This is a genomic window from Holzapfeliella sp. JNUCC 80 (assembly GCF_053667655.1).
Map to the genome: position 1 here is coordinate 117,701 of NZ_CM132205.1, position 25,203 is coordinate 142,903.

Sequence of the window (25,203 nt, forward strand, 5' to 3'; positions counted from 1 at the left end):
ACTTTAAAGTTTATATTTAAAAAATATTTTTGAATTAAATTAACTCGTAGTATAATACAACCATACTACAGTAATTAACTGAGAGGAAATTTTATATAATGAAAAAAACTAAAGTTGGTTTAATTTTTGGCGGAAACTCTTCTGAATATGAAGTATCAGTTCAATCAGCTAAAAACATTTATGAAGCTATCGACAAAACAAAATACGAAGTTTACCCAATGGCGTTAACACAGGCAGGATTTATGGTTGATTTAGAAACATCAAAACAGCTATTTGATAATCCACATCTTGAAGTAGAAAATAAAGCGGCTGTTGCAAATATTGCAAATATTGCACAACTAGGTGACTACCAAGATGTTGATGTCTTCTTCCCAATCGTTCACGGTAACATTGGAGAAGATGGCGCTTTGCAAGGGCTATTTAGAATCTTAGATAAGCCATTTGTTGGTTCAGATGTTTTGAGTACAGCTGTCACAATGGATAAAGATTTTACAAAGATTATTGCTCAAAGTGCAGGAATTAAAGTGGCAGATTGGGTGATTATTAAACGTCATACAAAAGATCAATGGTCTTATGACAAAGTTTCACAAAAACTAGGGTCAACTGTTTTCATCAAACCATCAAACCAGGGTTCTTCTGTTGGAATTAGTAAAGCGATTGATGAAGAAAGTTTCAATAAAGGACTTGCAGAAGCTTTTGAATATGATGACAAAGTGCTAGTTGAAGAAGCGATTAATGGTGTTGAAATTGAAGTGGCTGTTTTAGGAAATGAAAATCCTAAAGCAAGTGGTGTGGGTCAAATCACAACACCCGAAGGTCAATTTTATAGCTACGAAAATAAATATATTGATGAATCTGGTGCGACATTAACCATTCCAGCACCTATTTCAGATGATTTAACTGAACAAGTTAAGGCAGAAGCTTTGAAAGTATATGATATTTTAGAATGTTCAGGTCTTGCACGTGTTGACTTTATGTTACAAAAATCTGACTCTCAAATTATCTTCAATGAGCTAAATGCACTACCAGGATTCACTAATATCAGTATGTATCCTAAACTATTTGAACTAGCAGGAATCAACTACCCAGATTTAATTGATTACTTGATTTCTTACGCTAAAGAACGTTTTGCCCACAAAAAAGAATTACATCACACAAGATAAAAAGGTCGCTACTTTTAGTAGCGGCTTTTTTCAAAGCGTAAGTTTTCTTAAAGCTTAGAACAATAATCTTTGGAAAAACGCGCTGAAAGCGTTAAAATATGAAAGTATGCAAAAAGCATAAATTACATAACCGGATAGGAAGATAAGGAATGTCGCCTGTAACTCAACGTGCAAAAATCAATCGAGATTTTATCATTTACTGTTTAATTGGAGTCAGCGGTTTAGTTGTTGATTTTGGAAGTTTCTATATATTACATACGATTATTGAATCGACCCAAGTAGTGAACTTTATCAGTTCAACACTTGGATTAACTTCAAACTTCTTTTTAAACGCACATTTTAATTTCAAAGTTAAAGATAACTTGTTGAAGCGCTACTTGAACTATTATGTTGTTGGATTGGTTGGAATTTTATTTAGTAACTTGATTTTGTTTATTTTTACCACTCAGTTAGGTTACAATGTTTTTATAATCAAACTGCTAGCTTTAGGAGTTGTGACTGTGGCACAGTACACCTTCAATAAATTTGTAACATTTAAGCAAGCAGATGATGACGAAGTAACAGATAATTAAATTTTATAAAAAAACGTAATCAAATCTCGAACTTTGATTACGTTTTTTTTGGAGGGAACTTTTGTGGAAAAAAGCTTAATTTATAAAAAAATCATGCATGAATTGCAAACCCAAATTTTAAATGGCGATTATCAAGAAACGATGAAGTTGCCAGATGAACGAACATTGAGTCAAACTTTTGACGTTAGCCGTAGCTCAATCAAACGCGCGCTTAAACTTTTAGCTGATAAAGGTGCTGTCTTTCAAAAACGTGGTTCAGGAACTTTTATTAATCCGTTGTTTGTCAAAAATGACTCGGTCTTTCACTATAAAAATGGCTCTAACCTTGGAATTAGTGATAGTTTTCAAATGAATGGTCAATCGCCTAAAATCAAGTTACTGTCATTCAATGTGGAACGTTGTCCAAAAGAACTAGCCAAAGACTTATTTATTAAAGATACCGACTTTGTCTATGCATTTAAGCGTTTGCGTTCTTTTGATGATCAGTCGTTTATGATTGAAACCGGTTATATTCCAATCAAAATTTTACCGCAATTAGAAGCCAAAACATTAACTGAGTCGCTGTTCAAATATGTCGAACAAGTCAAAAAACAAGGTGTAACAAAGTCTTATCTCACAATTGGTGTTAGTCCTTCAAATGAGGAAGACAGAACCGAATTGAACCTATTGTCTACAGAGCCAGTCGGAACGTTATCGGGGATTTTCTTCTTAGATGATGGGACACCATTTGAGTATTCACAAATGCGTTTGCGTTATGACTATATGAATTACCATACATTTGTTTCTTTAGAAGATTAAGATTTTTTAAATTGGTACGAACCTTTTTTGTAAATGGTTGACGAAATCGATACTGAAACTTTATACTAGTTGTACTAACTAAAAGCGAATTATTTCGGAGGAAGAATTACATGGTAGACTACAATTCAAAACAGTATTTTGATTTAATGACCAAATATTGGCGAGCAGTCAATTACGTTTCAGTTGGTCAACTTTACTTGAAAGACAACCCATTACTAAAAAGACCACTTGAGGCTGAAGATTTAAAAATTCACCCAATCGGCCACTGGGGAACAATTTCTGGTCAAAACTTTATTTATACACACTTAAACCGTGTGATTAACAAGTATGATTTAGATATGTTCTACATTGAAGGTCCTGGTCACGGTGGACAAGTGATGGTTTCAAATGCTTACCTAGATGGTTCTTATTCAGAAATTTATCCTGAAGTTTCTCGCGATGAAGAAGGAATGACTAAATTATTTAAACAATTTTCATTCCCAGGTGGAGTGGCTTCACATGCGGCTCCTGAAACACCTGGTTCAATTCACGAAGGTGGCGAACTAGGTTATGCACTTTCCCACGGTGTAGGTGCTATTTTAGATAATAAAGACACGATTTCGGCAGTTGTAATTGGTGATGGTGAAACGGAAACTGGCCCACTTGCAGCTTCATGGTTCTCAAATGTTTTCATCAACCCTGCTAAAGATGGTGCAGTTTTACCAATCGTGCACATGAACGGTTTCAAAATCTCAAATCCAACAATCTTATCTCGTAAAACAGATGCAGAATTAACCCAATATTTTGAAGGTATGGGGTGGAAACCTTACTTTGTTGAAGGTGACGATGCTGATAAATTAAACCCTGAAATGGCTAAAGTAATGGATGAAGCGATTGAAGAAATCAAAGCTATCCAAGAAAACGCACGTAAACAGGGTGCTGAAAATGTTACGCGTCCTAACTGGCCAGTTCTAATTGTACGTACACCAAAAGGTTGGACAGGTCCAAAAACATGGGATAACAATGTGATTGAAGGTTCATTTAGAGCTCACCAAATCCCAATTCCAGTAGATCAACATCATATGGAACACGTTGGTGCCTTAACTGACTGGTTAAATTCATATGGACCAGAAGAACTATTTGATGAAAACGGTCGTTTAATTCAAGAGTTAGAAGATTTAACACCAAAAGGTAATCGCCGTATGGCAATGAATCCAATCACAAACGGTGGGATTAATCCAAAACCACTTAAGATGCCAGATTACCGTAAATATGCATTAGACAACTCAAAACGTGGTCAAGTTGTCGCTCAAGATATGTTGGTTATGAGTGATTTTATTGGTGATATTATCCGTAAAAACCCTGATAACTTCCGCTTATTTGGTCCTGACGAAACAATGTCTAACCGTTTATACGATGCATTTGAAGCTTCACCTCGTCAATGGCTAGAAGCAACTGAACCAGGTGTTGATCAATACATCAGTCCTGAAGGACGTATCATTGATTCCCAATTATCAGAGCATCAAGCAGAAGGTTTACTTGAAGGTTATGTTCTAACAGGTCGTCATGGATTCTTCTCATCATATGAAGCTTTCTTGCGTGTGGTTGATTCAATGATTACCCAACACTTCAAGTGGTTACGTAAAGCTAATGAAATGCCATGGCGTAATAAATATCCATCATTAAACGTGCTAGCAACTTCAACATCATTCCAACAAGATCACAACGGTTATACTCACCAAGACCCAGGTATTATCACTCACTTGGCTGAGAAAAAACCAGAATATATTCGTCAATACTTACCAGCTGACGCTAACAGTTTGTTAGCTGTTATGGACAAAACACTTCGTTCAGAAGAAAAAGTGAACTTGATTGTGGCTTCAAAACAACCTCGTCCACAATTCTACAGTATTGAAGAAGCAGCTGAACTTGTGGCTAAAGGACTTAAGGTGATTGACTGGGCTTCAACTGATAATGGTGAAGAACCAGATGTTGTGATTGCGGCAAGTGGTATGGAACCAAACGTTGAATCACTAGCTGCAATTTCAATCTTGCATGAACAATATCCAGAACTAAAAATTCGTTTCGTAAATGTTGTGGATATTATGAAACTTCGTTCACAGAAATTTGATCCTCGTGGGTTAAGTGACGATGAATTTGACCGTATCTTTACTAAAGATAAGCCAGTTATCTTTGCTTTCCATGGTTATGAAACATTAATTCGTGATTACTTCTTCGATCGTACAAATCGTAATGTCTTCCCTCACGGTTACCGTGAAAACGGTGATATCACAACACCGTTCGATATGAGAGTTGTTAATGAATTAGACCGTTTCCACTTAGCGCAAGATGTTGCTAACCAAGTATACGGGACAAAAGCAGCAGGATTTTCAAGTAAGATGGACAGCATTTTACAAAAACACCATGATTACATTCGTGATATTGGTGATGATCTTCCTGAAGTACAAGAATGGCAATGGAAACCATTAGATTAATAAAAAAGAGAACGCTTTAAGCGTTCTCTTTTTTGTTATAAATGTGTATGTTTAAATCTATCAGTGTATTTTAACCCGTATCCTAAAGTTCGATCGCCAAATATGTGACTGTATAGAATAATTGCTACCATGACTGAAGTATCATTTTTGATATATAAACCAATTATTAACAGAATTGATGGTAAAATTAAGTTATGAGTAATATTATAGCAATAAGCACCAAACTTATTATTGAAAAGATAGCCAATCATTGCCAAATCAGGTAATAATATCAATAATAAGAATAGCCATAAATTAAAGTGGTAAATCGAAAAATAGGTAAATAAACTGGTTATTAACAAACTAAACATTTCTAATTTTAAAAGTATTTTCATATTATTTCTGCTTTCTTTTAATATAATTAACAAGACGGAGGATTCTAATTTATGAAGCAAGATCTACGCTCGTATAAAACTGAAAAAGCAATCAAAGTGTCTTTTTTTAAACTTTTGAGTACGCAATCATTTGAAAATATATCGGTTGTCAATATTGTGAAACTAGCCGAGGTAGGTCGCCCTACTTTTTATAATCACTACATAGACAAATATGATTTACTAGATGACATCATCAAAAGTTATAGTGATATGTTCAGGAAATTTATTAATCAAAGGTTTAAAGAAGCAGATATAGACCAAACATTGCATCAAGTAGCTGATTTTTTAATAGGTAATAAAAAAGAAATAAATTTATTAAATACAATAGATAAACCTAATATAATTAACAATTTTAATGCAATTTTGGAATCTGAATTTGAAAAATCTGTATTAAAAGGCTTAAATGAGTTGCCTGTTGAGTACGTGAAAGACTTATACATTTCGGTCTCAAGAGTTTTTATTAATCACGCCCTTAATACACAAAAAATTAATGAGAGAGTAATTGAAAGCTTGAATCGTATTCAGCGAGAGTTGAACTTTAATTGTTCTAACTGAGATTATATTTTATCATTTAAAAATTCGGTTATTATCTGTGCAGCCATGTATTTATAACCAATTTGGCAATGACCTGATCCGCCACTTTTTTCAGAGAATATTTTAGTTATTATTGATCTGGCATTTGTTAGTTCGCGTTGTTCCTGACTTATAGTTTCTACAGGTACATAAATATCTTGTGTTCCAGCAAGCAAGAGTACATCTTGATTTATATTTTTTAGAATATTTTTTAGTGTGAATTTAGAGCAAGCAATGACGCATTCGGCTGGATTAGAAGTAAGCGTAATGTCCATGCATTTATTAATTAAAAAAGCGATATGATTGTTATTATTCATAGACTTTTTAATAATTGAGTTCATTATATCAATGTTATCAGAAGACGTTTTTGTATTATTTGGGTCAAAATATTGAGTTAATTCAGGAAGTGTAATTAGTAGTGCAGAAAACATATCATACATGACATCGTAGGCAATAACCTTTTTGATTCTTGGTTCATATGCTGAGGCTCTAAGAGATAAATAACCACCTAATGACATACCTAATAAATTGGCTTCTTTTAATTTATAATAATCTAGTATAACTTTCACTGGTTTTTCCCAATTATAAATCATAGGGAGGCCATCTTTTAATGCTTTTCCTTGGCCGGGACCTTCAAATAAAATGAAATTATAGTTTGAAAGGCTAGCTAATAGATTTTGATTTTTGATAAATTGCAATAATTCTTCTAAGTAGGAGTCAAATCCACCATGGAACAGTAATGTTTTTTTGGCACCTTTATTTTTAATGAATACAGCTGGGAGTGATTTATTGTCATATGGAATATGGCTAAAAGTCATATTACTTGTGTCAATTCCTTCGTAATAATTTTTTATGAATAGATGGTAAGTCTCTTTTTTGCGAGAGTCATTTTCTCGAAGGAAAAAATCTGCCATTTGGAAGAAAGATGCTGCGATATCATATTGATTTTGACTTTCATGCTTTAGACCTAATTCAAACCACTTTTGGTACCAGTCTTCTGCGTTCATTATTCCAGTACAAGCTGTGAATAATTCGCTTTGTACTAGTTCATTTTTTTGATGACTTTCCATGAATCTATTAATTTGAAAATTAAATTGTTTGTTATTGATATAGTTAATTATCATAGTAAAAACTTCCTTTCGAAGTTAACTATAATCGCATTTATACTTAATAAATAGATGCATAATTAATGATGTTGTAAATTAATGGACATATTTAATATGATTGTCTATCAAGTAAAAAACCTAGAAACTATTAAAAGTTTCTAGGCTTTTTATCTAAGTTAATGAATGCTTTCAGCAATAACTGCTGTTCCAGAGCACATGACCATTAGCATTTCATTAGCCATATCATAATCGAATTTAACACCGACAATATCTGTAGCACCAACTGCTGCCGCGCGTTTTTTCATTTCTTGAATCACTTCAGTACGAGCTTGCATCATTTCATTTTCGTAACCTCTTGAACGACCACCGAAAACATTACGAAAACTCGCCCCAATATCACGAAACATATTTACACCGGCAACAGCTTCACCGAAAACAATATCGCAATATTCAATTATTTGTTTACCTTCAATTTGATTTGTTGTTGTGACAATCATCATGAACCTCCTAAAATTTATCTTGTATGGCTAGTTTACTCCTTAATTCATAATATTTAATTAAAACCAATATGAAATTAATTTAAATTTAAACAAATATGATAGACTGAAATGAGAAGTGTTATCTATAAGGAGGAAAATCATGACAACAGAATTGAAGGTTAGTCATTTAAATAAGAAATATCGTACCAAAAAAGCGCTAGATGATGTTTCTTTTGAAGTTAAGTCTGGTCAAATTGTTGGGTTGGTAGGTCCTAATGGTTCAGGTAAAACCACATTAATGAAAGCAGCACTAGGGCTGATTAAAGTGGATGGGGAAGTTGAAATTCAAGGTGAGCCCGTCACTTTCTCAAAACATAAACAACTTGAAAAAGTAGGACAGTTAATTGAATATCCAGCTATTTATCCATTTTTAACTGGATATGATCACTTAAAGATGTTTGCTGACGGTAAAAATCAAAAAGCGCGTATTGATGAATTGGTGCAGGATTTGGGGATGCAAGATTATATCAAGAATCGTGCTAAAAGTTACTCACTAGGAATGAAACAAAAGTTAGGAATTGCGATGGCTTTGATTAACAATCCTAGTCTAGTGATTTTAGATGAACCAATGAACGGTCTAGATCCACATGCAGTGATTGAAGTCCGTCAATTGATTCAAAAACTAGCTAAGCAAGGTGTAACTTTCTTGATTTCAAGTCACATTTTAAGTGAGCTAGAAAAAGTTATTGATCATTTAATTATTTTTAATGAAGGTAAAGTTGTTCGTGATACAACACCTCAAGAACTAAATGGCTCCTACAAGATTCGGGTGGTTATTAAAACAAATGATGACCGTGCTGCTTGTGAAACCTTGAATGATGCAGGATTCAAAATGCCTAAAACAAAAGTTAGCTTTTTACTAAAAGACGACACAACTTTAGCGGTTGTGATTAAGTTCTTAGTTGAACAAGGTTTTGATATCTTAGATGTGGATAAACAGTCTTCTGATTTAGAGTCATCGTTAATGAAGCTACTTTATCCAAATGAATCAACTCAAGGAGGAGAAGCATAAAATGGGGACATTAGTTAAAAACGAGTTATTTAAGTTACGTAAAAAAAGTACAACTAAAGTAATGCCACTGATTATGATTGGATTGATGATTTTAGTAACAGTTTTGATTTCATTATCAGGAGATATTACGGAATATACAGAGATTATGTCAGCAGGATCAGCTTGGTTAGTGATTACTTTGATTTCTGCAGCGGGAAGTATTCTATCGATGGAATACGAGTATGGCACAATTAAAGAATTGTTTTCATCAAAATTTTCTCGATCAAAGATTTTGATGAGTAAGTGGTTAGCTATTTTTGTTTATTCAATTTTATTGAATGTTTTGATGATAGCCTCAACTTTTATTATCTATATTATCGGTCGTGCAACAACTTCCAAATTTATTTTTAATTGGTCAGATAAAATGCAAAATATGGGCGATGTTACGGTTGTTGAAAACCTAGTGAAGTCATGTGCAGGACTCTTTTTACAAACTTGGTTATTACTTTCTGTCGTCTTCTTAGTGGCCAGCGTTATTAAAAAATCTTCATTAGCTGTAACTTTAGGTATTGTGGTTTACTTTGCATCTTCTATGATTTCTGGGATTTTAATGTCGCTGATGATAACATTTAAACTAGATTGGTTAAAATATTCACCATTCAATATGTTATTAGTAAACAATCTTGGACTACCCCATGACAACTTATTAAATGTAGCTCATTTGGATGCTATTAGTCTGGTTAGTGGTGCGTTAATTTATACAGTTATTTTCTTAATTATCGGGTTATTATTCTACCGCAGAAAAGAAGTTTAATAAAAAAGCATTGAGTAAAAACTCAATGCTTTTTTAATTTGTGTTATTAGTGTAAATAAATTTCGCGTAACTTTTTGATTTTATCATCTGTTACGCCAAGAATATCTTTCAAGTAGTTGTCGATACCACCGAAATCCTTGTCCATTAATTCAAGTGCATAGTTGATATAGCCTTCTTGAACTGAGACTAAATCTTTTACAGCTTGATAAGTAACTGGATCGCCACCTTTTTCGTCAACAAGACCTAAGCGGTTGTCGATATAAGGTTTTGAAGCTTGGTTAGTTAATAGGTAATCTTCTTTGATTGTTTCATAGCCCATGCCAAGCGCATGCATCAAGAAGACACCTGCCATACCTGTACGATCTTTACCTGCTGTACAGTGGAAAAGAAGTGCTTCGTTATCTTGATCGTTTTTGAGTAAGTAGTCAAAGAACTTGCGGTAAGCTTTTTGAGCCTTTTCACCTAAAACGATATCGTGATAAGCATAAATCATACGGTTAAAGCCAAATTTTGGATCATCTGTCGTTTCATCAGCTAATTCTGTTGCACTTTTAGAGTTATCGGTTAAATCTTGTGAAAAAACAGGATTCCAAACGTAATGAACACCTTCAGGGACACGGTCAGGTACTGCTGTGATTTCTTCTTGTGATCTAAAGTCCATATCATAAGTTAGCCCGTGGTCTTTTAGGACTTGGATATCTGCATCACTTAAATCACCTAAATGGCCACTACGTAAAAGTTTGTTTGGTTTAATTGTTAAACCATCTTTATTTTTGTAGCCGGTAAGTTCACGGAAGTTGGAACCGTTTTTTACACCAATCATATTATATGCCATTGGATTTTACCTCGCTTTATTTTTGATAAATGTTACATTCTCCATTTTAAGCTAAAATCAGCAAGACCTCAAAGTCTTAAAGCCAATTAGTGCAGATAAATGGCTTTTAATTTTGCGATTTTTTCGGGTGTTAAATCCAAAACTTCTTCAAGGAAAGTTGGCATATCGCCATATTTTTCATTAATTAAGTTAAAAGCATAGTCAACGTAGTCACTTCTAACAGTTGCAAGGTCTGTGATTGCTTCGATGGTTGCTTCATCTGCATCGTTTTCATGAGCAACAGCTAAGCAACTATTCAAATATGCAGTAGTGGCGGGATTAGTTAATAAGTAATCTTTTTTGATAGTCTCCTCATCAAAATCAAGTGCTGATAATAAGAAAACAGTAGCCATTCCTGTACGGTCTTTACCTTCTGAACAGTGATATAAGATAGCTTGATTATCTTGATCATTTTTGAGTAGGTAATCAAAAAATGTACGATAAGCCTGTCTAGGATGGTCGTTTAAGATGATATCGTGATAGCAACTAATTAAATGCTTATAACCAAATTTAGGGTCATCAATTTTATTTTTAGCGATATCAACTGTACGGACAGCATTTTTAGCAACTTCTTCTGAGAAAACAGGATTTTTAATATAGTCAGCATCACGTAGTACACGATCAGGCATAGCAGTAATTTCATGGTCAGTTCTGAAGTCCATATTATAGACAACACCATAGTCTTCTAAAAATTTAATGTTATCGTCGGTTAGTTGACCTAGATGACCGGAACGAATCAGTTTGTGAGGTTTTATCGTTAAATGTTCGCGATTAACGTAACCGGTTAATTGACGAAAGTTTGAACCTTGTTGGATGGGAAGTAGTTGATTTTTCATGATATGACCTCATTTCAGTTGGGTTATAGTCAGCAAGTTGTCAGGTTCAGGATATCATAATAAGAATAAGGGTAGAATTTAATTTTTTATTTTACGTATAATTTACCTTGATTATATAATAATGTTCGTATATCATGTAACTATAACGTCTAATTCAGAGGAATCGTTCATGAAAAAAATTAAAAGTCTTATTGCTATTGTAGCCGTATCATTATTAGCTGTGATGTTAACCGCATGTTCAAAAAATAATTCAGGTTCATCGTCAGAATCAACAAGTGCTACTGCTAAAAGCTATGTTCCACAATCTATTAACCTACAGGTAACGCCTAGTGTTCAAGCAGGTGAAATGGAAAACTTAGCCAAACCACTTGGTCAAATGTTATCAGATAAATTAGGCATTCCAGTAAACGTAACTGTTGCAACAGATTCAAACTCAATGGTTGAAGCAATGTCATCTAAAAAAGTAGACATGGCATTCTTATCACCAGGTAACTACGTTAAAGCTCATCAAAGAGGTGCTGCAGATGTTATCTTACAAGCGCAACGTTACGGGCAAAATGATGGTAAAGTGACTGATCAACTAGTTGATAGTTACCGTTCAATGATTACGGTTAAAAACGGTAGCAGCATTAAGAGTTGGGAAGACCTAAAAGGTAAGAAAATTGCTGTTCAAGCCGTAACTTCTGCTGCAGGTTACATGTTGCCAGTTTTAGAATTGAAAGATAAAGGACTTGATGTTGAAACTGATGCACAACTTGTAACAGTTAAAGGACATGACCAAGGAATTATCTCAGTTCTAAATGGCGACGTTGATGCTGCCTTTACTTTTGAAGATGCAAGATTGAATGTGCAAAAAGATGATCCAAATATCATGAATGATGTGAAAGCTGTTTACTTCACTGAACAACGTATTCCAAACGATACAATTAGTGTTCGTTCAGACATGGATGAAGCTTTTAGAACAAAATTAGCTGATGCAATGATTGAAATTGCTAAAACTCCAGAAGGACATAAAGTAGTTAAATCAATTGCGAGTCATGAAGGTTATGTAAAATCTGACGACTCAAAATTTGCAAGTATGTACAAAATTGAAGAAGCACTACAAAACAAATAATTAATCAAACAAAAAACACGCTAAGTATAAAGCTTAGCGTGTTTTTTATGTATACTTTAAAAGATTTCAAATAATTCTTTTTTTGGTTTTGGTTTTATTTTTACTATTTTAATTAGATTATTTTGAATTTTGAGACCTAATGACATCTGTACATTTGAATAAATACAAGGTAAGATATTAGAGATTGTGTTTTCAAAATAATGAAAGGTTTTGTTATATGAAATAATTAAAGAATGATTTGGAATCTTCTTTTTCAATAAGGAATTAAGGTGTCTTATTGAAAGGACTATTGTAATACATTTTTCAAAAAAATAAAAGTCTTTTATTGATTTTTATTTAATTTTATTTGTTGAGTTAATGTTAACGTTTTGTTAATTATCTGAACTATTGAAGATAAACAAGTGATGATAGTGATAGAAAAACGAACATTAAACGTGTATAATAGGTATATTGTTGGGTATTCCCATTTATCAAAATGAATTTGAGGAGTTTTTATATGTCAAAGGGTTCAAATATGCAGCCAATTATTGAATTGACTAATGTCACTAAAGTTTATCCAAACGGTGTTAAAGGATTGAATAATATCAATTTGACCGTTGAAAAAGGGGAATTTGTGGTAATCGTTGGTCTATCTGGTGCCGGTAAAAGTACGTTACTTCGTTCAATCAACCGTCTACACGATATTACAGAAGGTGATATCAAAATTGATGGCCAATCAATTACGAAAGCAAAAGGAAAATCTTTGCGACACATTCGTCGTGATGTGGGTATGATTTTCCAAAGCTTTAACTTGGTTAAAAGAATGTCAGTTTTAAAAAATGTTTTAACTGGACGTGTAGCTTACTATAATTTCTTAAAATCAAGTTTGGGTTTGTTCTCAAATGAAGATAAATTACGCGCATATGAAGCACTTGAACGTGTAGGACTAGAATCAAAATTATATAATCGTGCAGATGAATTAAGTGGTGGACAACAACAACGTGTCTCAATTGCACGTGTGTTAACGCAATCACCTAAAATTATTTTAGCTGATGAACCCGTTGCCTCACTTGATCCAAAAACAACCACTCAAGTGATGGATGATTTAAGAAAAATCAATCAAGATTTAAAAATGACAGTGATGGTTAACTTACACTCTGTTGAGTTGGCTAAAAAATACGCTACTCGTTTTATTGGAATTCGTAACGGAGAAATTGTGTTAGATTGTCCAGTAAGTAAAATCACAGATGAAAAGATTAAATCTGTTTATACTGCTTCAAAAACAGAGGAGGCAGCTCAATAATGGAACAGTTACCAAAAAAGCCGCTTAATTTAAATAAATGGATTGTAACAGTGGTTATGATTTTGGGTTTTATCTATTCTGTTATGATTACTCAGCTGGATTTTACACAGTTATTTGCTAACTTAGGCGATTTCACCGAAATTTTAGTTAAAATGTGTTCACCAGACTGGGGCTATTTGGATAAGATTACAAATCCTCTGCTTGAAACAATTAAAATGTCCATTTTGGGAACTTTAATTGGATCTGTTATTGCATTTCCATACGCATTATTAGTGTCACAAAATATTGTCAAAAATAAAATTGTAACAGGTGTATTTCGATTTATTTTGAACATCATCAGAACAATTCCTAACCTATTACTAGGCGCAATCTTCGTTGCCATTATTGGGATTGGTGCCGTAACGGGGGTATTTGCTTTAGCTGTATTTACTTTTGGTATGGTAAGTAAACTATTCTATGAAGCAATTGAAACAATTGATGAAGGACCAATTGAAGCCTTAACAGCTGTTGGTGCTAGCAAGATGCAAATCATCCGTTATGGTGTGTTACCTCAAGTAATGAGTTACTACATCAGTTATGTGCTTTATGCATTTGAAATCAATGTTCGTTCTTCAACGATTTTAGGTTATATTGGTGCCGGAGGAATTGGATTATTCCTAGAACGTGCATTAAGCATGTACCGTTATGACCGTGTGGGATTAATTGTTTTAGTCACATTTATTGTGATTTTAGTGATTGATGAAATTAGTAACCGTTCAAGGGAGGCTTTGACAAAATAATGCAATCAGTTAAACGTTTACCAAAACAAGAAAAATCAGCAGTTAAAACTATCCGCAATGTCGTGATTGCCGTTTTATTTGTTGCTGTTGTTATTTGGTCATTTACAGGTATTCCCTTTACAGGAATTAAAGAGCAAGCGGGAAAAATTACGGCTTCAATTTTTAATGGCTTAATTCACCCAGATCTTGACTACGTTTGGCGTGGAGATGGGGAAGACTTAATCAGTAACTTGGTAGCAACTATTGCCATGGCATTTTTAGGAACCTCTATTTCAGCGTTAATTAGTATTCCGTTTGCCTTTTGGGCAGCTCGTAGTAAATATAAACATCGTTTTACCTCCGCTACAGGTAAAATTGTGTTAACATTTATAAGGACTTTTCCTGAGATTGTTCTAGCATTGATGTTCATCAAAGCTGTTGGTCCTGGTGCTTTTGCCGGGGTTATGGCTATGGGTGTTCACTCTATCGGGATGCTTGCTAAATTATTTAGTGAGGCGATTGAAAACTTAGATGGAGGAACGGATGAAGCTGTTATTGCATCTGGGGGATCTAAACTAAACGTCATGATGTTTTCAACATTTCCACAAGTTTTACCTGAACTTATTTCAAACACATTGTACCGTTTTGAATTATCGATTCGTGCAGCTACAACTTTAGGGTTAGTAGGTGCTGGGGGAATCGGGACACCACTTGTGTTTGCATTGTCAACGCGTGCTTGGTCTCGTGTAGGTATTATTTTAATTGGAATTATCGTAATGGTAACGCTTGTTGATTTTGTTTCTGGAAGCATCAGAAAACGCCTAGTTTAAAAATTATTTATCGGAGGATTTTATGAAAAAGATTATTAAGTTAACAGCACTTGTTGGTGCGTTATTAGTAACCTTAGGGTTAACAGCTTGTTCTTCAGGTTCAAAAACAACTGAAAAACAAACTGAAGATCCAAAAAGTTTAACTGTTCAGTTTGTCCCAAGTCGTCAAGCTGACACAATGGAAGCACGTGCAAAACCTTTGGCTGATTTATTATCAGAAAAATTGGGGATTCCTGTTAAGGTAAGTGTTTCAACAGACTACACATCAATGGTTGAGGCAATGGCTTCTAAAAAAATTGATGTTGGATTTTTACCACCTGATGGATATGTAAAAGCACATGATCGTGGTGCAGCAGATGTTTTACTTCAAGCATTGCGTTATGGTGTTAAACAACCAAATGGGGAAGAAACTACTGATCTTGTTGATGGTTACCGTTCCATGATTGTGGCCAAATCAGATAGTGGCATTAAATCTTATGAAGACTTAAAAGGTAAGAAAATCGCTGTTCAAAATGTTACCTCAACTTCGGGTTACATGATGCCAGTGGCTGACCTTAAGGAAAAAGGATTCGATGTTGAAAAAGATGCACAATTAGTGACAGTTAAAGGTCACGACCAAGGTATTATTTCAGTGCTAAACGGTGATACAGATGCAGCATTTGTATTTGAAGATGCCAGAAATGTTCTTAAAAAGGATAATCCAAATATTATGTCTGAAATTACACCAATTTACTTCACTGAAATGATTCCAAATGACACAATTAGTGTTCGTTCAGATATGTCAGATAGTTTCCGTCAAAAATTATCAGATGCATTTATCGATATTGCTAAAACAGAAAAAGGTCATGAAATTGTTTCCTCACTTTACAGCCATCAAGGATATGAAAAAGCCGATGATTCAAAATTTGATTTAGTTCGCAAATACGAAAAGCTAATTAATGATTAATTAACCAGAAAAAATAAAAAAGCCTTCAAGCTTAAGCTTGAAGGCTTTTTTGAAATAATATAAAATCATGAGTCCATAATTTTATACAAAACCAATGAATAGATTAGTAAATAATGAATATTCGCTGTACTTTTCATCTTCTATAAGATAGACTTAAGTTGTTCACGCTTAAAAAAATCTTAGAGGAGTTTTGTTTTATGGAATAAAAAGAAATACTAGAAGTCTTTTTAAATATGATTTAGTTATATTATTTAAATGATAATTATAGTATATAGTGGCGTATATTGCAATACTTTATTCTATATTTATTAATTATATCATTAAATTTAATAAAAACTAACTAATCAACTTATTTTTTTAGGAATAGTTGGTTATATTTGAAATGGACTTCTTAAATTATTTAATCACTTAAATTATTTGAGGAGTTTTTTTATGTTAAAAATTTATGAAAAAGAGCCTGTTATTCAACTATCAAATGTTACAAAAATTTATGACAACGATGTGAAAGGGCTAGACAACGTTAACCTGAATATTGAAGAAGGTGAATTCGTTGCAATTATTGGATTATCCGGCGCAGGAAAAAGTACATTGCTTCGTGCAATCAATCGATTACATGATGTAACAGATGGGGATATCAAAATTGATGGTCAATCTATTACACAAGCAAAAGGTAAGCATTTGCGTCACATTCGTCGAGATATTGGCATGATTTTCCAAGGATTTAACCTGGTTAAAAGAATGTCAGTAGCAAAGAACGTTCTGACAGGAAGAGTTGCCTATTATAATATTTTACGCTCAAGCTTAGGTTTGTTTTCAAAAGAGGACAAACAAAAAGCTTTTGAATCACTACAGCGCGTAGGGATGGAAAATAAATTCTATAATCGTGCGGATGAATTGAGTGGTGGACAGCAACAAAGGGTCGCAATTGCACGAGTCTTAACACAATCACCTAAAATCATTTTAGCAGACGAACCCGTCGCTTCACTTGATCCAAAGACAACTACACGAGTGATGGATGATTTAAAGCAAATTAATCAAGAATTGAAAATGACGGTAATGGTTAACTTGCACTCAGTAGAATTAGCTAAACAATACGCGACGCGATTTATTGGAATAAGAAATGGTGTTGTCGTTTTGGATAGTTCTGCTGAAACGATTACTGATGAACAGATACAAGCCGTGTATCAAACACAAGCTGAAGTAGAGGAGGGAGCGTTGAATGCAGCAGCCTCTTCCTAGAAAACCGTTTAAACTGAGCAAGTGGGTTTATACACTTATCATACTACTGAGCTTGGTTTATTCTTCAACGATTACACAGCTAGATTTTGCACAGCTATTTACAAACTTAGGAAACTTTACAGAAATAATGATTAAAATGTGTTCACCAGATTGGGGATATTTGGATAAAATTATTAATCCACTACTTGAAACAATAAAAATGTCAATTCTGGGAACAGTTATCGGTGCAATAATTGCCTTTCCATATGCATTACTGGTTTTAAACAATGTTGTCAAAAACAAATGCATTACAGGGAGTTTTCGTTTTGTGATGAATATTATTCGGACAATTCCTAATCTTCTTTTAGGTGCAATTTTTGTTGCGATTATTGGAATTGGAGCTGTAACCGGAGTTTTAGCATTAGCTGTTTTTACATTCGGAATGGTTGCTAAGTTATTTTATGAAGCAATTGAAACGATTGATGAAGGTCCAATTGAAGCGTTAACTGCTGTAGGTGCCAGTCGTGTTCAAATCATTCGATATGCGGTTTTACCTCAAGTTATGAGCTACTATGTCAGTTATGTGTTGTATGCTTTTGAAATTAATGTCAGATCATCAACCGTTCTAGGTTATATTGGCGCTGGCGGAATTGGATTATTTCTTGAACGCGCTTTAGGTGTCTACCGGTATGATCGTGTTGGTTTAATCGTATTAATGACTTTCATTGTGATTTTGATAATTGATGAAATTAGTAATCGATCAAGGGAGGTATTAACACGATGAATCAAGCGGTTAATTATCCAGAACTTAAAAAATCAAAAAATCAAAAAATCAAAAAATAAAAATAGGAATTATCTCGTTAATCTGCGCTGCTTTAATTATTTGGTCAGTTGTCGATATTCCCTTTACAGGAATAAAGGAACAAGCTGGCAAAATTACACTGTCAATTTTAGATGGATTAATTCATCCAGATTGGTCTTATGTTTGGACCGGAGATGGTGAAGACTTAATTAGTAACCTTGTTGCAACAATTGCCATGGCATTTTTAGGTGTGTTTTTATCATCTATCATCAGTGTGCCGTTTGCATTCTTTGCTTCAAGAACGCGTTATAAACATCGACTTAATTCAACAATCGGTAAGTTTGTTTTAACGTTTATAAGAACATTTCCAGAAATTGTTTTGGCTTTAATGTTCATCAAAGCTGTTGGTCCGGGCGCTTTTGCAGGTGTGATGGCAATGGCTATCCACTCAATTGGGATGCTAGCAAAGTTATTTAGCGAAGCAATCGAAAACCTAGATAATGGAACCAATGAAGCTGTCATTGCGACCGGCGGTTCTCGTACTAACATGGTGATGTTTTCAACTTTGCCCCAAGTTATGCCGGAGTTTGTTTCAAGTACTTTATATCGATTTGAGCTGTCCATTCGTTCAGCCACCACGCTAGGGTTGGTTGGTGCTGGCGGAATTGGAACGCCACTTATTTTTGCGTTATCGACTCGTTCATGGAGTCGAGTAGGTATTATTTTAATCGGAATTATCGTTATGGTTACATTTGTTGATTTTATTTCGAGTTTTATTAGAAAAAAACTAGTTTAGGGTAAACAGTAAGACAAATTTTGGAGGATTTCACATGAAAAAGCTATTTAAAATTATTGCAGTTATCGGTTTGTTTTTGATTTCAATTGGAATGACAGCATGTTCAAAGCAATCATCACAAAGTAGCAACCAATCTTCAGGATCATCTGAAGGATTACAAAGTATTACAATGCAATTCGTTCCAAGTGAACAAGCCGACACAATGGAAGCTCGTGCAAAACCTCTTGGGGAATTACTATCAAAACAGTTAGGTATTCCGGTGAAAGTTAACGTTTCAACCGACTACAGTTCAATGGTTGAAGCAATGGCTTCCAGAAAAATTGACGTTGGGTTTATGCCACCATTAACTTATGTTAAAGCGCATGATAGAGGTGCTGCAGATGCATTATTGCAATCGTTATCTAACAAAATTGAACAACCCAATGGTGTTATTACAGATGAGTTAGTTGATAGTTATCGTTCAATGGTTGTTGTTAAACCAGGAAGTAATATCAAAACAATTGAAGACTTAAAAGGTAAAAAAATTGCTACTCAAAATGTTATTTCAACCTCAGGCTATATGATGCCTATTGCCAACTTAAGAGAAAACGGTGTCGATCTTGAAAAAGATGCCCAATTAGTAACGGTTAAGGGACATGACCAAGGGGTGCTATCGGTATTAAATGGTGATACAGATGCAGCGTTGGTTATGGAAGATGCGCGTAATCTTGTTAAAAAAGACAATCCCAATATCATGTCTGAAGTTGTGCCAATGTATTTTGTAGATAAACGTATTCCAAACGACACCATTAGTGTTCGTTCAGATATGGCACAGGGTGATCGCGACAAAATAACAAATGCGTTTCTTGAAATTTCAAAAGATCCTGAAGGAAAAGAAATTATTGCAGCAATTTACCGTCACCAAGGTTACCAAAAGAGTGATGATTCAAAATTCGATATCTTGCGTCAATACGAAAAAATGATTAACCAATAAATTAAATAAGCTAGAAAGCAGCCTAAATTTCAGGCTGCTTTTTTTATTGACATCTTAAAAATAAGTGTAGTATACTACGTTTTGCAAAACAAAAGTAGCATACTACTTTTTGGGAGGGGGGAAAACTTTGGATAAACGTGTAGAACGAGAAATTAATCAAACATTAGGATTTAAAGTTAAAATTTTAAATACATTAATCGAAAAGAATATGAATAACAAAGTTGCAGAAGTTGTTCCAGATTTAACACATACTCAAATGAGTGTTTTAATGTTTGTCTATCATTCCACTGATAGTGTGATTTTACAAAAGGACCTCGAGGAAATTTTGTACTTAAGCCATCCCACGGTCAGAGGAATTGTCAAACGATTGGTGAAGCTGAACTTGATTGAAGCTAGCAAACTTGAAACCGATAAACGCCAAACATGCTTAGCGTTGACTCAAGAAGGTGAACAGTTATTAGATGATAATCATGACGAACTAGAAGAAGTTTTACGATCATCTGAACGAATTTTAGACCAATGCATGTCTAGAAAAGACAAGCAAAAATTAATTCAGCAATTAGATGAACTAATTGAGAATTTTTTAAATAATTAAAAAGGAGGTTAATCATGTTTAAAAAGAATGCAGTCGATATCTATGGTAAAACCTACAGTCAAAACAGAATGATGTTTTTCTTATTACTAGGCTCATTTGTATCACTTTTGACTGAAACATTTTTAAATAATGCGCTGCTAACTATTATGGAATCATTCCATGTTTCGCAAAGTACAGCCCAGTGGTTAAGTACGGGGTACTTGTTAATTGTTGGGTTAATGATTCCAATTTCAGCTTGGATTTTTAACCGGTTCAAGTCAAAATCAATCTATATTACGATGATTTCGATTTTTCTAGTTGGGTCATTTTTAGGGTATATTGCACCAAACTTTGAAACCTTATTAATTGGTCGATTTATCCAAGCTGTTGGTACTGGTGGATTGATGCCATTTGTTCAAAACATTGTATTGGTTTTATACCCACCTGAAAAACGTGGTGCAGCATTAGGAACTACTGGATTAGTGATTGCAGTTGCACCAGCTATTGGTCCAACTATTTCAGGAGCTATTCTAGCCCACTATTCTTGGAGAATGTTGTTCTTAGTGATGACCGTTTTAACAGCAATCATTCTAGTTATTTCATTTTTTACAATTAAGGATATTACCAAAAATGAAACTGATAAAATTGATTTCTTATCCGTTATCTATTCCACCATTGGATTTGGATTATTGCTTTATGGCTTAGCATCTCTAGGAACTCCTGCTACGATTGGATCTGCAATAATTTATATTATTTTGGGAATCATTGTGATTGGTATTTTCGCAATTAGACAGACAAAAATCGAAAAACCACTAATCAATGTCAATGTATTCAAAAATAAAACTTTCTCACTAGCAACGGTCTTAACATCATTGATTATGATTAGTTTGTTAGGAGTGGAGCTAGTTTTACCGCTATACTTACAAGATATTCGTCATGAAACGGCGTTATTAACAGGACTTGTTTTACTACCAGGATCAATTGTTATGGGAATTATGAATCCAATAACAGGTAAAATCTATGATAAATATGGCATCAAGGCAATGGCAGTTACGAGTTTCTTGTTGTTGTCGATTGGAAATGTTCCGATGTTATTCTTCAATGAACACACCTCCCTTGCGGTAATTATTATTTCTTATGCAATGAGAATGTTTGGAATTTCATTTGGAATGATGACAACTTTCACTGCCGCTATTAATTCATTACCAGAAAAATTATCGATTCACGGTAATGCTGCAGCTTCAACAATGAGACAAGTTGCAGGGTCGCTTGGAACAGGGCTACTTACAATGGTTATTGCACTTGTTACTAATGCGACAACTTCCGGAGGAAGCACTAATTTGGTATTGGCTTACCAAACAGCCTTCGGTGTCTCACTCGTTCTTTCATTAATTGGTCTTGCGTTATCGTTTAGACTTTCCTCTAAAAAATAAGTAAAAGATGCCCTTTTGTAAGGGTATCTTTTTTGTTGTTAATCTGAAAATGTTATACTTATTATGTCGATTAATAGTTCAAGAAATCAGGGTGGATAAAGATGATAATGAAATCTATTTTAGGTTTAATTGATAAAAAAACAAGTAGTCTTTCAACAATTGATAAACGTTCAAAAACGGGAACATATGCCGGAATTGTTGGATTGATTTTGAATATTATATTGGTGGCAATTAAGTTGACAGTGGGATTAATCTCAGGATCTGTGGCAATTATGGCAGATGCGATTAACTCACTTTCTGATGCAGGGTCTTCTGTTTTGACATTGGTCGGGTTTCATATTTCAGGTAAAAGACCAGACACAGGTCACCCTTATGGGCATCAACGATTTGAAGATATTTCAGGCTTAATTATTGCAGTAGTCATGCTAATTGTCGGCGTGCAGTTTGTCTATGAGTCAGTTGGTAAAATTATTTCGCCAACTGAGATAGATCTTAGCTTAATTTCATTGATATTTTTAGTTGTTTCATTTGTGATTAAGCTATGGCAAGCTGTGTTTTACTATAGATTAGGTAATAAATTAAAATCGAAAACATTAATTGCAACCGGTGTTGATTCAAGAAACGATTTAATTACAACTGGTTCAATTATCTTCAGTTCAGCACTATTTTATTTCTTAAATATCAATATTGATAGCTACTTAGCTTTAGTTGTAGCGGTGTTTATTGTGTACTCTAGTTACAAGTTAATCGCTGAATCAATCAACTTATTAATGGGTTCTCGTCCCGAAGATGAACTACTTGAAAAAGTAGATCAACAATTAATGTCTTACAAAAATATTTTAGGTTATCATGATTTGATGGTACATGAATATGGTCCTAATCGAATTTATGCGGTAATTGATATTGAACTAGATAGTACTTTGAGTTTGGATAAAGCACACGAAATAGTCGATCGAATTGAACGTGATTTTGGTAAAAAGTTCAATATCAACTTGGTGGCACATATGGATCCAATTGATATTCGTAGTCGAAAAGCAACCCATATTATGCAAACTATTCGCGAAGTAATCAATTCATATGAAACGAATCTAAAAATACATGATTTTCATGTTGAAACACTAAAGAATAATGACCATCTTATTCAATTTGATATCGTTGTTCCTAATGACAGTCCCTTGACTGACGATGAATGGTTAGTAGAGATTAATCATGCCCTTCGAAAACGTTTAGGAGACGTCACAGTTCAAATTAATTTTGATCACACTAATTTAGGTGTCGACCGTTCGTTAATTTAACTGCATAAAAATAAAAAATTTGCTATAATTTATAGCTATAAGTGCCCTAGGAGGATATTATGAGTAAATTAGCAATTTTGCAATTATCAGATGAAATTACAGACTTACAAAAAGAGATTGTTAATCAAAGCCAGTCAATTGACTTGGCAAAGCTTTTCAAAACGCTTGATGACTTGAAAGTGTTAAATCAAAAAGCTGAAACATACGTTGAGATGACACAAGATGATTACTACCAAAATGAATCAGATCACCGTTTGACACTTGAAAAAATGGATCAACCATTAGCATCATTGTCAGACCGAATCTTAACCAATCATGTCGATGGACTTCCTGAAGAAGAACAGCTGAATTTTGATTATAACCATGAAGCTGTTTTAGAAAATGATAAATATGATCGTGAAATGGACTTTCATGTTTTATCTTATAGTTTAAAAGTAATTAGTGCAGCAGCGGCCGTTGTTGGCATGGATAACTTATCAAATGCATTATCAAAAGATGCGATTGTTTCAATTATCTTAGCAGCTCACAATCTACAAAATCGCTAAAAAAGGTCACTTCAATTGAGGTGGCTTTTTTATTATGGCCGATTTTCCAAATCACTCTAAACCATGTCTGCTATATGGTAAAATAAGAGAAAGTTACCAAAAGTCTTGTAATCAGAATTATAAAAGAGGGAAGCTAATGCTTAGAAAGATTCAATCTAACTTGAAGAAGTTAAAAAGAAAAGTTGATCCTTTTGACAATATGCAACGCTTTACTAAAGTTGGTCAGTATCACGTTGGGGCTGTTGAAGCGACACCACATCGTCAAAACTATTATTTAGTCGTGAAATATAATAGTCAAAAGGTATTGAAACAATATTTGATACCAGAAGATGAAAGCTTAGGGCTTAAAAGTTATCAAAGATCGTGGTCAAAAAAATTAAAACGATTCCATGCATTTGAAGAGATTTCGTCAAAAAGACGCTATATCATGGAAGAAAATATTGAAAAATTTGCTGAACGAGTTCAAAAATTCATTTTGCCCGACACATTAAATGTTGGGCTAATCACAGATACATATGATAAACAGTTAGTTTCATCTGATTATTTAAAAAGTGACGGGTTACAGCAAATTCAAGAGTTTAATACGTTAAGTGAGCTAGAGCTGCTTGACTTAAAAGTTCATTTAGGTAATTGGATCTCAGGTTGTGACGAAGGCTATGCTTCTCAAAAACGCTTACTTGAGATGCGTGATGCCTTTCAAGATGGTGCAATTCCATTCGTCAATTTAAAAGGTAATTGTGACGATAATGAGAGTTATGATGAAAAAGCAGAAAAATGGCCTAGCTTTGGTGAACGTGAGTTTGAAGACATCATGTGGCACAAAATGTATCAGCAAAAAGACTTGCATGCCATCTATTCAGGCAATGGTGTCAGTTACTATGATTATCAAAATTTTAGATTGATTTTTATTAACACAAGTGATGTGCCTTATGAAATTGATGATCAGGGTAAGAAGCGATTTATGACCAAAAAGACGCTAGCGGTTAGAGAAGACCAAGTAGAAGAAATTGTTGAAATATTATCAATTAGTCATCACAAGCGTATTCTGTTTATGGGTCACAGCGTTCCTGTAACACGTCGAGGGGACAACGCGTTGAAATATAACGGGCGAACTTTGCATGAATTGTTTGCTGCTTTTAACCAAAAAGCTTCGGGACATCTAAGCAATCGAGGTGTACCAGTTGAATTTAAACTCAATAATCAATTTGATTTTTCAAAAGTCATTGATAGCCAAATCGTGAGTTATATTGGCGGTCATCATCAAAGTGAGTCGAATTACCGAATAAATGGAATTGATTATATAACATTGAACACTAGTTCACGTTTGAAATCATCAACTAATTTTAATAAGCGAGAAAAACGAGAACTTGATACGCCTAATGAAGTAGCTGGTTATGTATTAAATATTAATCCAAGTGAAAACGAATTACAGTTATTTGGGTATGGGGCTTCAACTTTTCGTAAAATTTTCAAAATATAGTCCA

Annotated in this window: 26 protein-coding genes; 21 read left to right on the plus strand and 5 right to left on the minus strand. The window is 34.0% G+C overall.

What is annotated here, in order from left to right; genetic code table 11:
• The first annotated feature begins 95 nt into the window (after window positions 1-95).
• The 4 genes from JNUCC80_RS00590 to JNUCC80_RS00605 all read left to right on the plus strand — a co-directional run bounded on the left by JNUCC80_RS00590 (window position 96) and on the right by JNUCC80_RS00605 (window position 5,007).
• Window positions 96-1,163, plus strand: coding sequence for a D-alanine--D-alanine ligase family protein (locus tag JNUCC80_RS00590; protein ID WP_454153321.1), 1,068 nt, complete (start codon window positions 96-98; stop codon window positions 1,161-1,163).
• A gap of 149 nt (window positions 1,164-1,312) precedes the next feature.
• Window positions 1,313-1,735 (plus strand): GtrA family protein, encoded by a 423-nt coding sequence (locus tag JNUCC80_RS00595; RefSeq protein WP_454152982.1) that lies wholly within the window; start codon window positions 1,313-1,315, stop codon window positions 1,733-1,735.
• 93 nt (window positions 1,736-1,828) lie between these two features.
• A complete protein-coding gene (locus JNUCC80_RS00600) occupies window positions 1,829-2,533 on the plus strand; it encodes a GntR family transcriptional regulator (protein WP_454144721.1) in 705 nt (234 codons plus the stop codon).
• A 110-nt stretch (window positions 2,534-2,643) separates the two neighbouring features.
• Window positions 2,644-5,007, plus strand: coding sequence for a phosphoketolase family protein (locus JNUCC80_RS00605; RefSeq protein ID WP_454152983.1), 2,364 nt, complete (start codon window positions 2,644-2,646; stop codon window positions 5,005-5,007).
• A 35-nt stretch (window positions 5,008-5,042) separates the two neighbouring features.
• Here the strand turns inward: JNUCC80_RS00605 and JNUCC80_RS00610 are convergent, their stop codons facing one another.
• A complete protein-coding gene (locus JNUCC80_RS00610; protein WP_454152984.1) occupies window positions 5,043-5,381 on the minus strand; it encodes a DUF4260 family protein in 339 nt (112 codons plus the stop codon).
• 51 nt (window positions 5,382-5,432) lie between these two features.
• On the opposite strand from JNUCC80_RS00610, the gene JNUCC80_RS00615 reads away from it, so the two are divergent.
• Window positions 5,433-5,975, plus strand: coding sequence for a TetR/AcrR family transcriptional regulator (locus tag JNUCC80_RS00615; RefSeq protein WP_454152985.1), 543 nt, complete (start codon window positions 5,433-5,435; stop codon window positions 5,973-5,975).
• Between the two features lie 2 nt (window positions 5,976-5,977).
• Here the strand turns inward: JNUCC80_RS00615 and JNUCC80_RS00620 are convergent, their stop codons facing one another.
• Together JNUCC80_RS00620 and JNUCC80_RS00625 are read right to left on the minus strand one after the other, a co-directional pair.
• The gene (locus tag JNUCC80_RS00620) at window positions 5,978-7,117 is read right to left on the minus strand and encodes an alpha/beta fold hydrolase (RefSeq protein WP_454152986.1); all 1,140 of its coding nucleotides are present in this window, start codon (window positions 7,115-7,117) and stop codon (window positions 5,978-5,980) included.
• A 158-nt stretch (window positions 7,118-7,275) separates the two neighbouring features.
• Window positions 7,276-7,596 (minus strand): YbjQ family protein, encoded by a 321-nt coding sequence (locus tag JNUCC80_RS00625; protein ID WP_454152987.1) that lies wholly within the window; start codon window positions 7,594-7,596, stop codon window positions 7,276-7,278.
• Window positions 7,597-7,738: 142 nt separating this feature from the next.
• Between JNUCC80_RS00625 and JNUCC80_RS00630 the strand changes: the two genes are divergently transcribed.
• The gene (locus JNUCC80_RS00630) at window positions 7,739-8,650 is read left to right on the plus strand and encodes an ABC transporter ATP-binding protein (RefSeq protein ID WP_454152988.1); all 912 of its coding nucleotides are present in this window, start codon (window positions 7,739-7,741) and stop codon (window positions 8,648-8,650) included.
• Window position 8,651: 1 nt separating this feature from the next.
• Window positions 8,652-9,443: an ABC transporter permease gene (locus JNUCC80_RS00635; protein ID WP_454152989.1), complete on the plus strand. Its 792-nt coding sequence runs from the start codon at window positions 8,652-8,654 to the stop codon at window positions 9,441-9,443.
• Window positions 9,444-9,489: 46 nt separating this feature from the next.
• Here JNUCC80_RS00635 and JNUCC80_RS00640 read toward each other — a convergent pair whose 3' ends face one another.
• Window positions 9,490-10,278 (minus strand): tyrosine-protein phosphatase, encoded by a 789-nt coding sequence (locus tag JNUCC80_RS00640; RefSeq protein ID WP_454152990.1) that lies wholly within the window; start codon window positions 10,276-10,278, stop codon window positions 9,490-9,492.
• Between the two features lie 86 nt (window positions 10,279-10,364).
• Window positions 10,365-11,153, minus strand: coding sequence for a tyrosine-protein phosphatase (locus tag JNUCC80_RS00645; RefSeq protein ID WP_454152991.1), 789 nt, complete (start codon window positions 11,151-11,153; stop codon window positions 10,365-10,367).
• Between the two features lie 169 nt (window positions 11,154-11,322).
• Here JNUCC80_RS00645 and JNUCC80_RS00650 point away from each other — a divergent pair, with 169 nt between their 5' ends.
• The 14 genes from JNUCC80_RS00650 (at window position 11,323) to JNUCC80_RS00715 (ending at window position 25,199) form a co-directional block, all read left to right on the plus strand.
• Window positions 11,323-12,267, plus strand: coding sequence for a phosphate/phosphite/phosphonate ABC transporter substrate-binding protein (locus tag JNUCC80_RS00650; protein ID WP_454143523.1), 945 nt, complete (start codon window positions 11,323-11,325; stop codon window positions 12,265-12,267).
• Between the two features lie 496 nt (window positions 12,268-12,763).
• Window positions 12,764-13,549, plus strand: a complete 786-nt coding sequence (gene phnC / locus JNUCC80_RS00655; RefSeq protein ID WP_454152992.1) for a phosphonate ABC transporter ATP-binding protein — start codon at window positions 12,764-12,766, stop codon at window positions 13,547-13,549.
• Window positions 13,549-14,328, plus strand: a complete 780-nt coding sequence (gene phnE, locus JNUCC80_RS00660; RefSeq protein WP_454143519.1) for a phosphonate ABC transporter, permease protein PhnE — start codon at window positions 13,549-13,551, stop codon at window positions 14,326-14,328. Before phnC (JNUCC80_RS00655) ends, phnE (JNUCC80_RS00660) begins: the two co-directional genes overlap by 1 nt.
• Window positions 14,328-15,137 carry a phosphonate ABC transporter, permease protein PhnE gene (phnE, locus tag JNUCC80_RS00665; RefSeq protein ID WP_454152993.1) on the plus strand — a complete coding sequence of 270 codons (810 nt, stop codon included), beginning with the start codon at window positions 14,328-14,330 and terminating at the stop codon, window positions 15,135-15,137. Before phnE (JNUCC80_RS00660) ends, phnE (JNUCC80_RS00665) begins: the two co-directional genes overlap by 1 nt.
• 22 nt (window positions 15,138-15,159) lie before the next feature.
• Window positions 15,160-16,083: a phosphate/phosphite/phosphonate ABC transporter substrate-binding protein gene (phnD, locus tag JNUCC80_RS00670; RefSeq protein WP_454152994.1), complete on the plus strand. Its 924-nt coding sequence runs from the start codon at window positions 15,160-15,162 to the stop codon at window positions 16,081-16,083.
• Between the two features lie 432 nt (window positions 16,084-16,515).
• On the plus strand, window positions 16,516-17,322 hold the full coding sequence (phnC, locus tag JNUCC80_RS00675; RefSeq protein ID WP_454152995.1) for a phosphonate ABC transporter ATP-binding protein: 807 nt from the start codon (window positions 16,516-16,518) through the stop codon (window positions 17,320-17,322).
• Window positions 17,303-18,085 carry a phosphonate ABC transporter, permease protein PhnE gene (gene phnE, locus JNUCC80_RS00680; RefSeq protein ID WP_454152996.1) on the plus strand — a complete coding sequence of 261 codons (783 nt, stop codon included), beginning with the start codon at window positions 17,303-17,305 and terminating at the stop codon, window positions 18,083-18,085. The genes phnC (JNUCC80_RS00675) and phnE (JNUCC80_RS00680) overlap by 20 nt, the downstream gene beginning before the upstream one ends.
• Before the next feature lie 31 nt (window positions 18,086-18,116).
• A complete protein-coding gene (gene phnE / locus JNUCC80_RS00685; protein ID WP_454153323.1) occupies window positions 18,117-18,899 on the plus strand; it encodes a phosphonate ABC transporter, permease protein PhnE in 783 nt (260 codons plus the stop codon).
• A 34-nt stretch (window positions 18,900-18,933) separates the two neighbouring features.
• Window positions 18,934-19,872, plus strand: a complete 939-nt coding sequence (locus tag JNUCC80_RS00690) for a phosphate/phosphite/phosphonate ABC transporter substrate-binding protein (RefSeq protein ID WP_454152997.1) — start codon at window positions 18,934-18,936, stop codon at window positions 19,870-19,872.
• 127 nt (window positions 19,873-19,999) lie between these two features.
• Window positions 20,000-20,467: a MarR family winged helix-turn-helix transcriptional regulator gene (locus JNUCC80_RS00695; protein WP_454152998.1), complete on the plus strand. Its 468-nt coding sequence runs from the start codon at window positions 20,000-20,002 to the stop codon at window positions 20,465-20,467.
• A 14-nt stretch (window positions 20,468-20,481) separates the two neighbouring features.
• On the plus strand, window positions 20,482-21,879 hold the full coding sequence (locus JNUCC80_RS00700; protein WP_454152999.1) for an MDR family MFS transporter: 1,398 nt from the start codon (window positions 20,482-20,484) through the stop codon (window positions 21,877-21,879).
• Window positions 21,880-21,980: 101 nt separating this feature from the next.
• Window positions 21,981-23,174: a cation diffusion facilitator family transporter gene (locus JNUCC80_RS00705; RefSeq protein ID WP_454153000.1), complete on the plus strand. Its 1,194-nt coding sequence runs from the start codon at window positions 21,981-21,983 to the stop codon at window positions 23,172-23,174.
• A 59-nt stretch (window positions 23,175-23,233) separates the two neighbouring features.
• Window positions 23,234-23,719 carry a hypothetical protein gene (locus tag JNUCC80_RS00710; protein WP_454143510.1) on the plus strand — a complete coding sequence of 162 codons (486 nt, stop codon included), beginning with the start codon at window positions 23,234-23,236 and terminating at the stop codon, window positions 23,717-23,719.
• A 136-nt stretch (window positions 23,720-23,855) separates the two neighbouring features.
• Window positions 23,856-25,199, plus strand: coding sequence for a metallophosphoesterase family protein (locus tag JNUCC80_RS00715; RefSeq protein ID WP_454153001.1), 1,344 nt, complete (start codon window positions 23,856-23,858; stop codon window positions 25,197-25,199).
• Window positions 25,200-25,203: the final 4 nt, after the last annotated feature.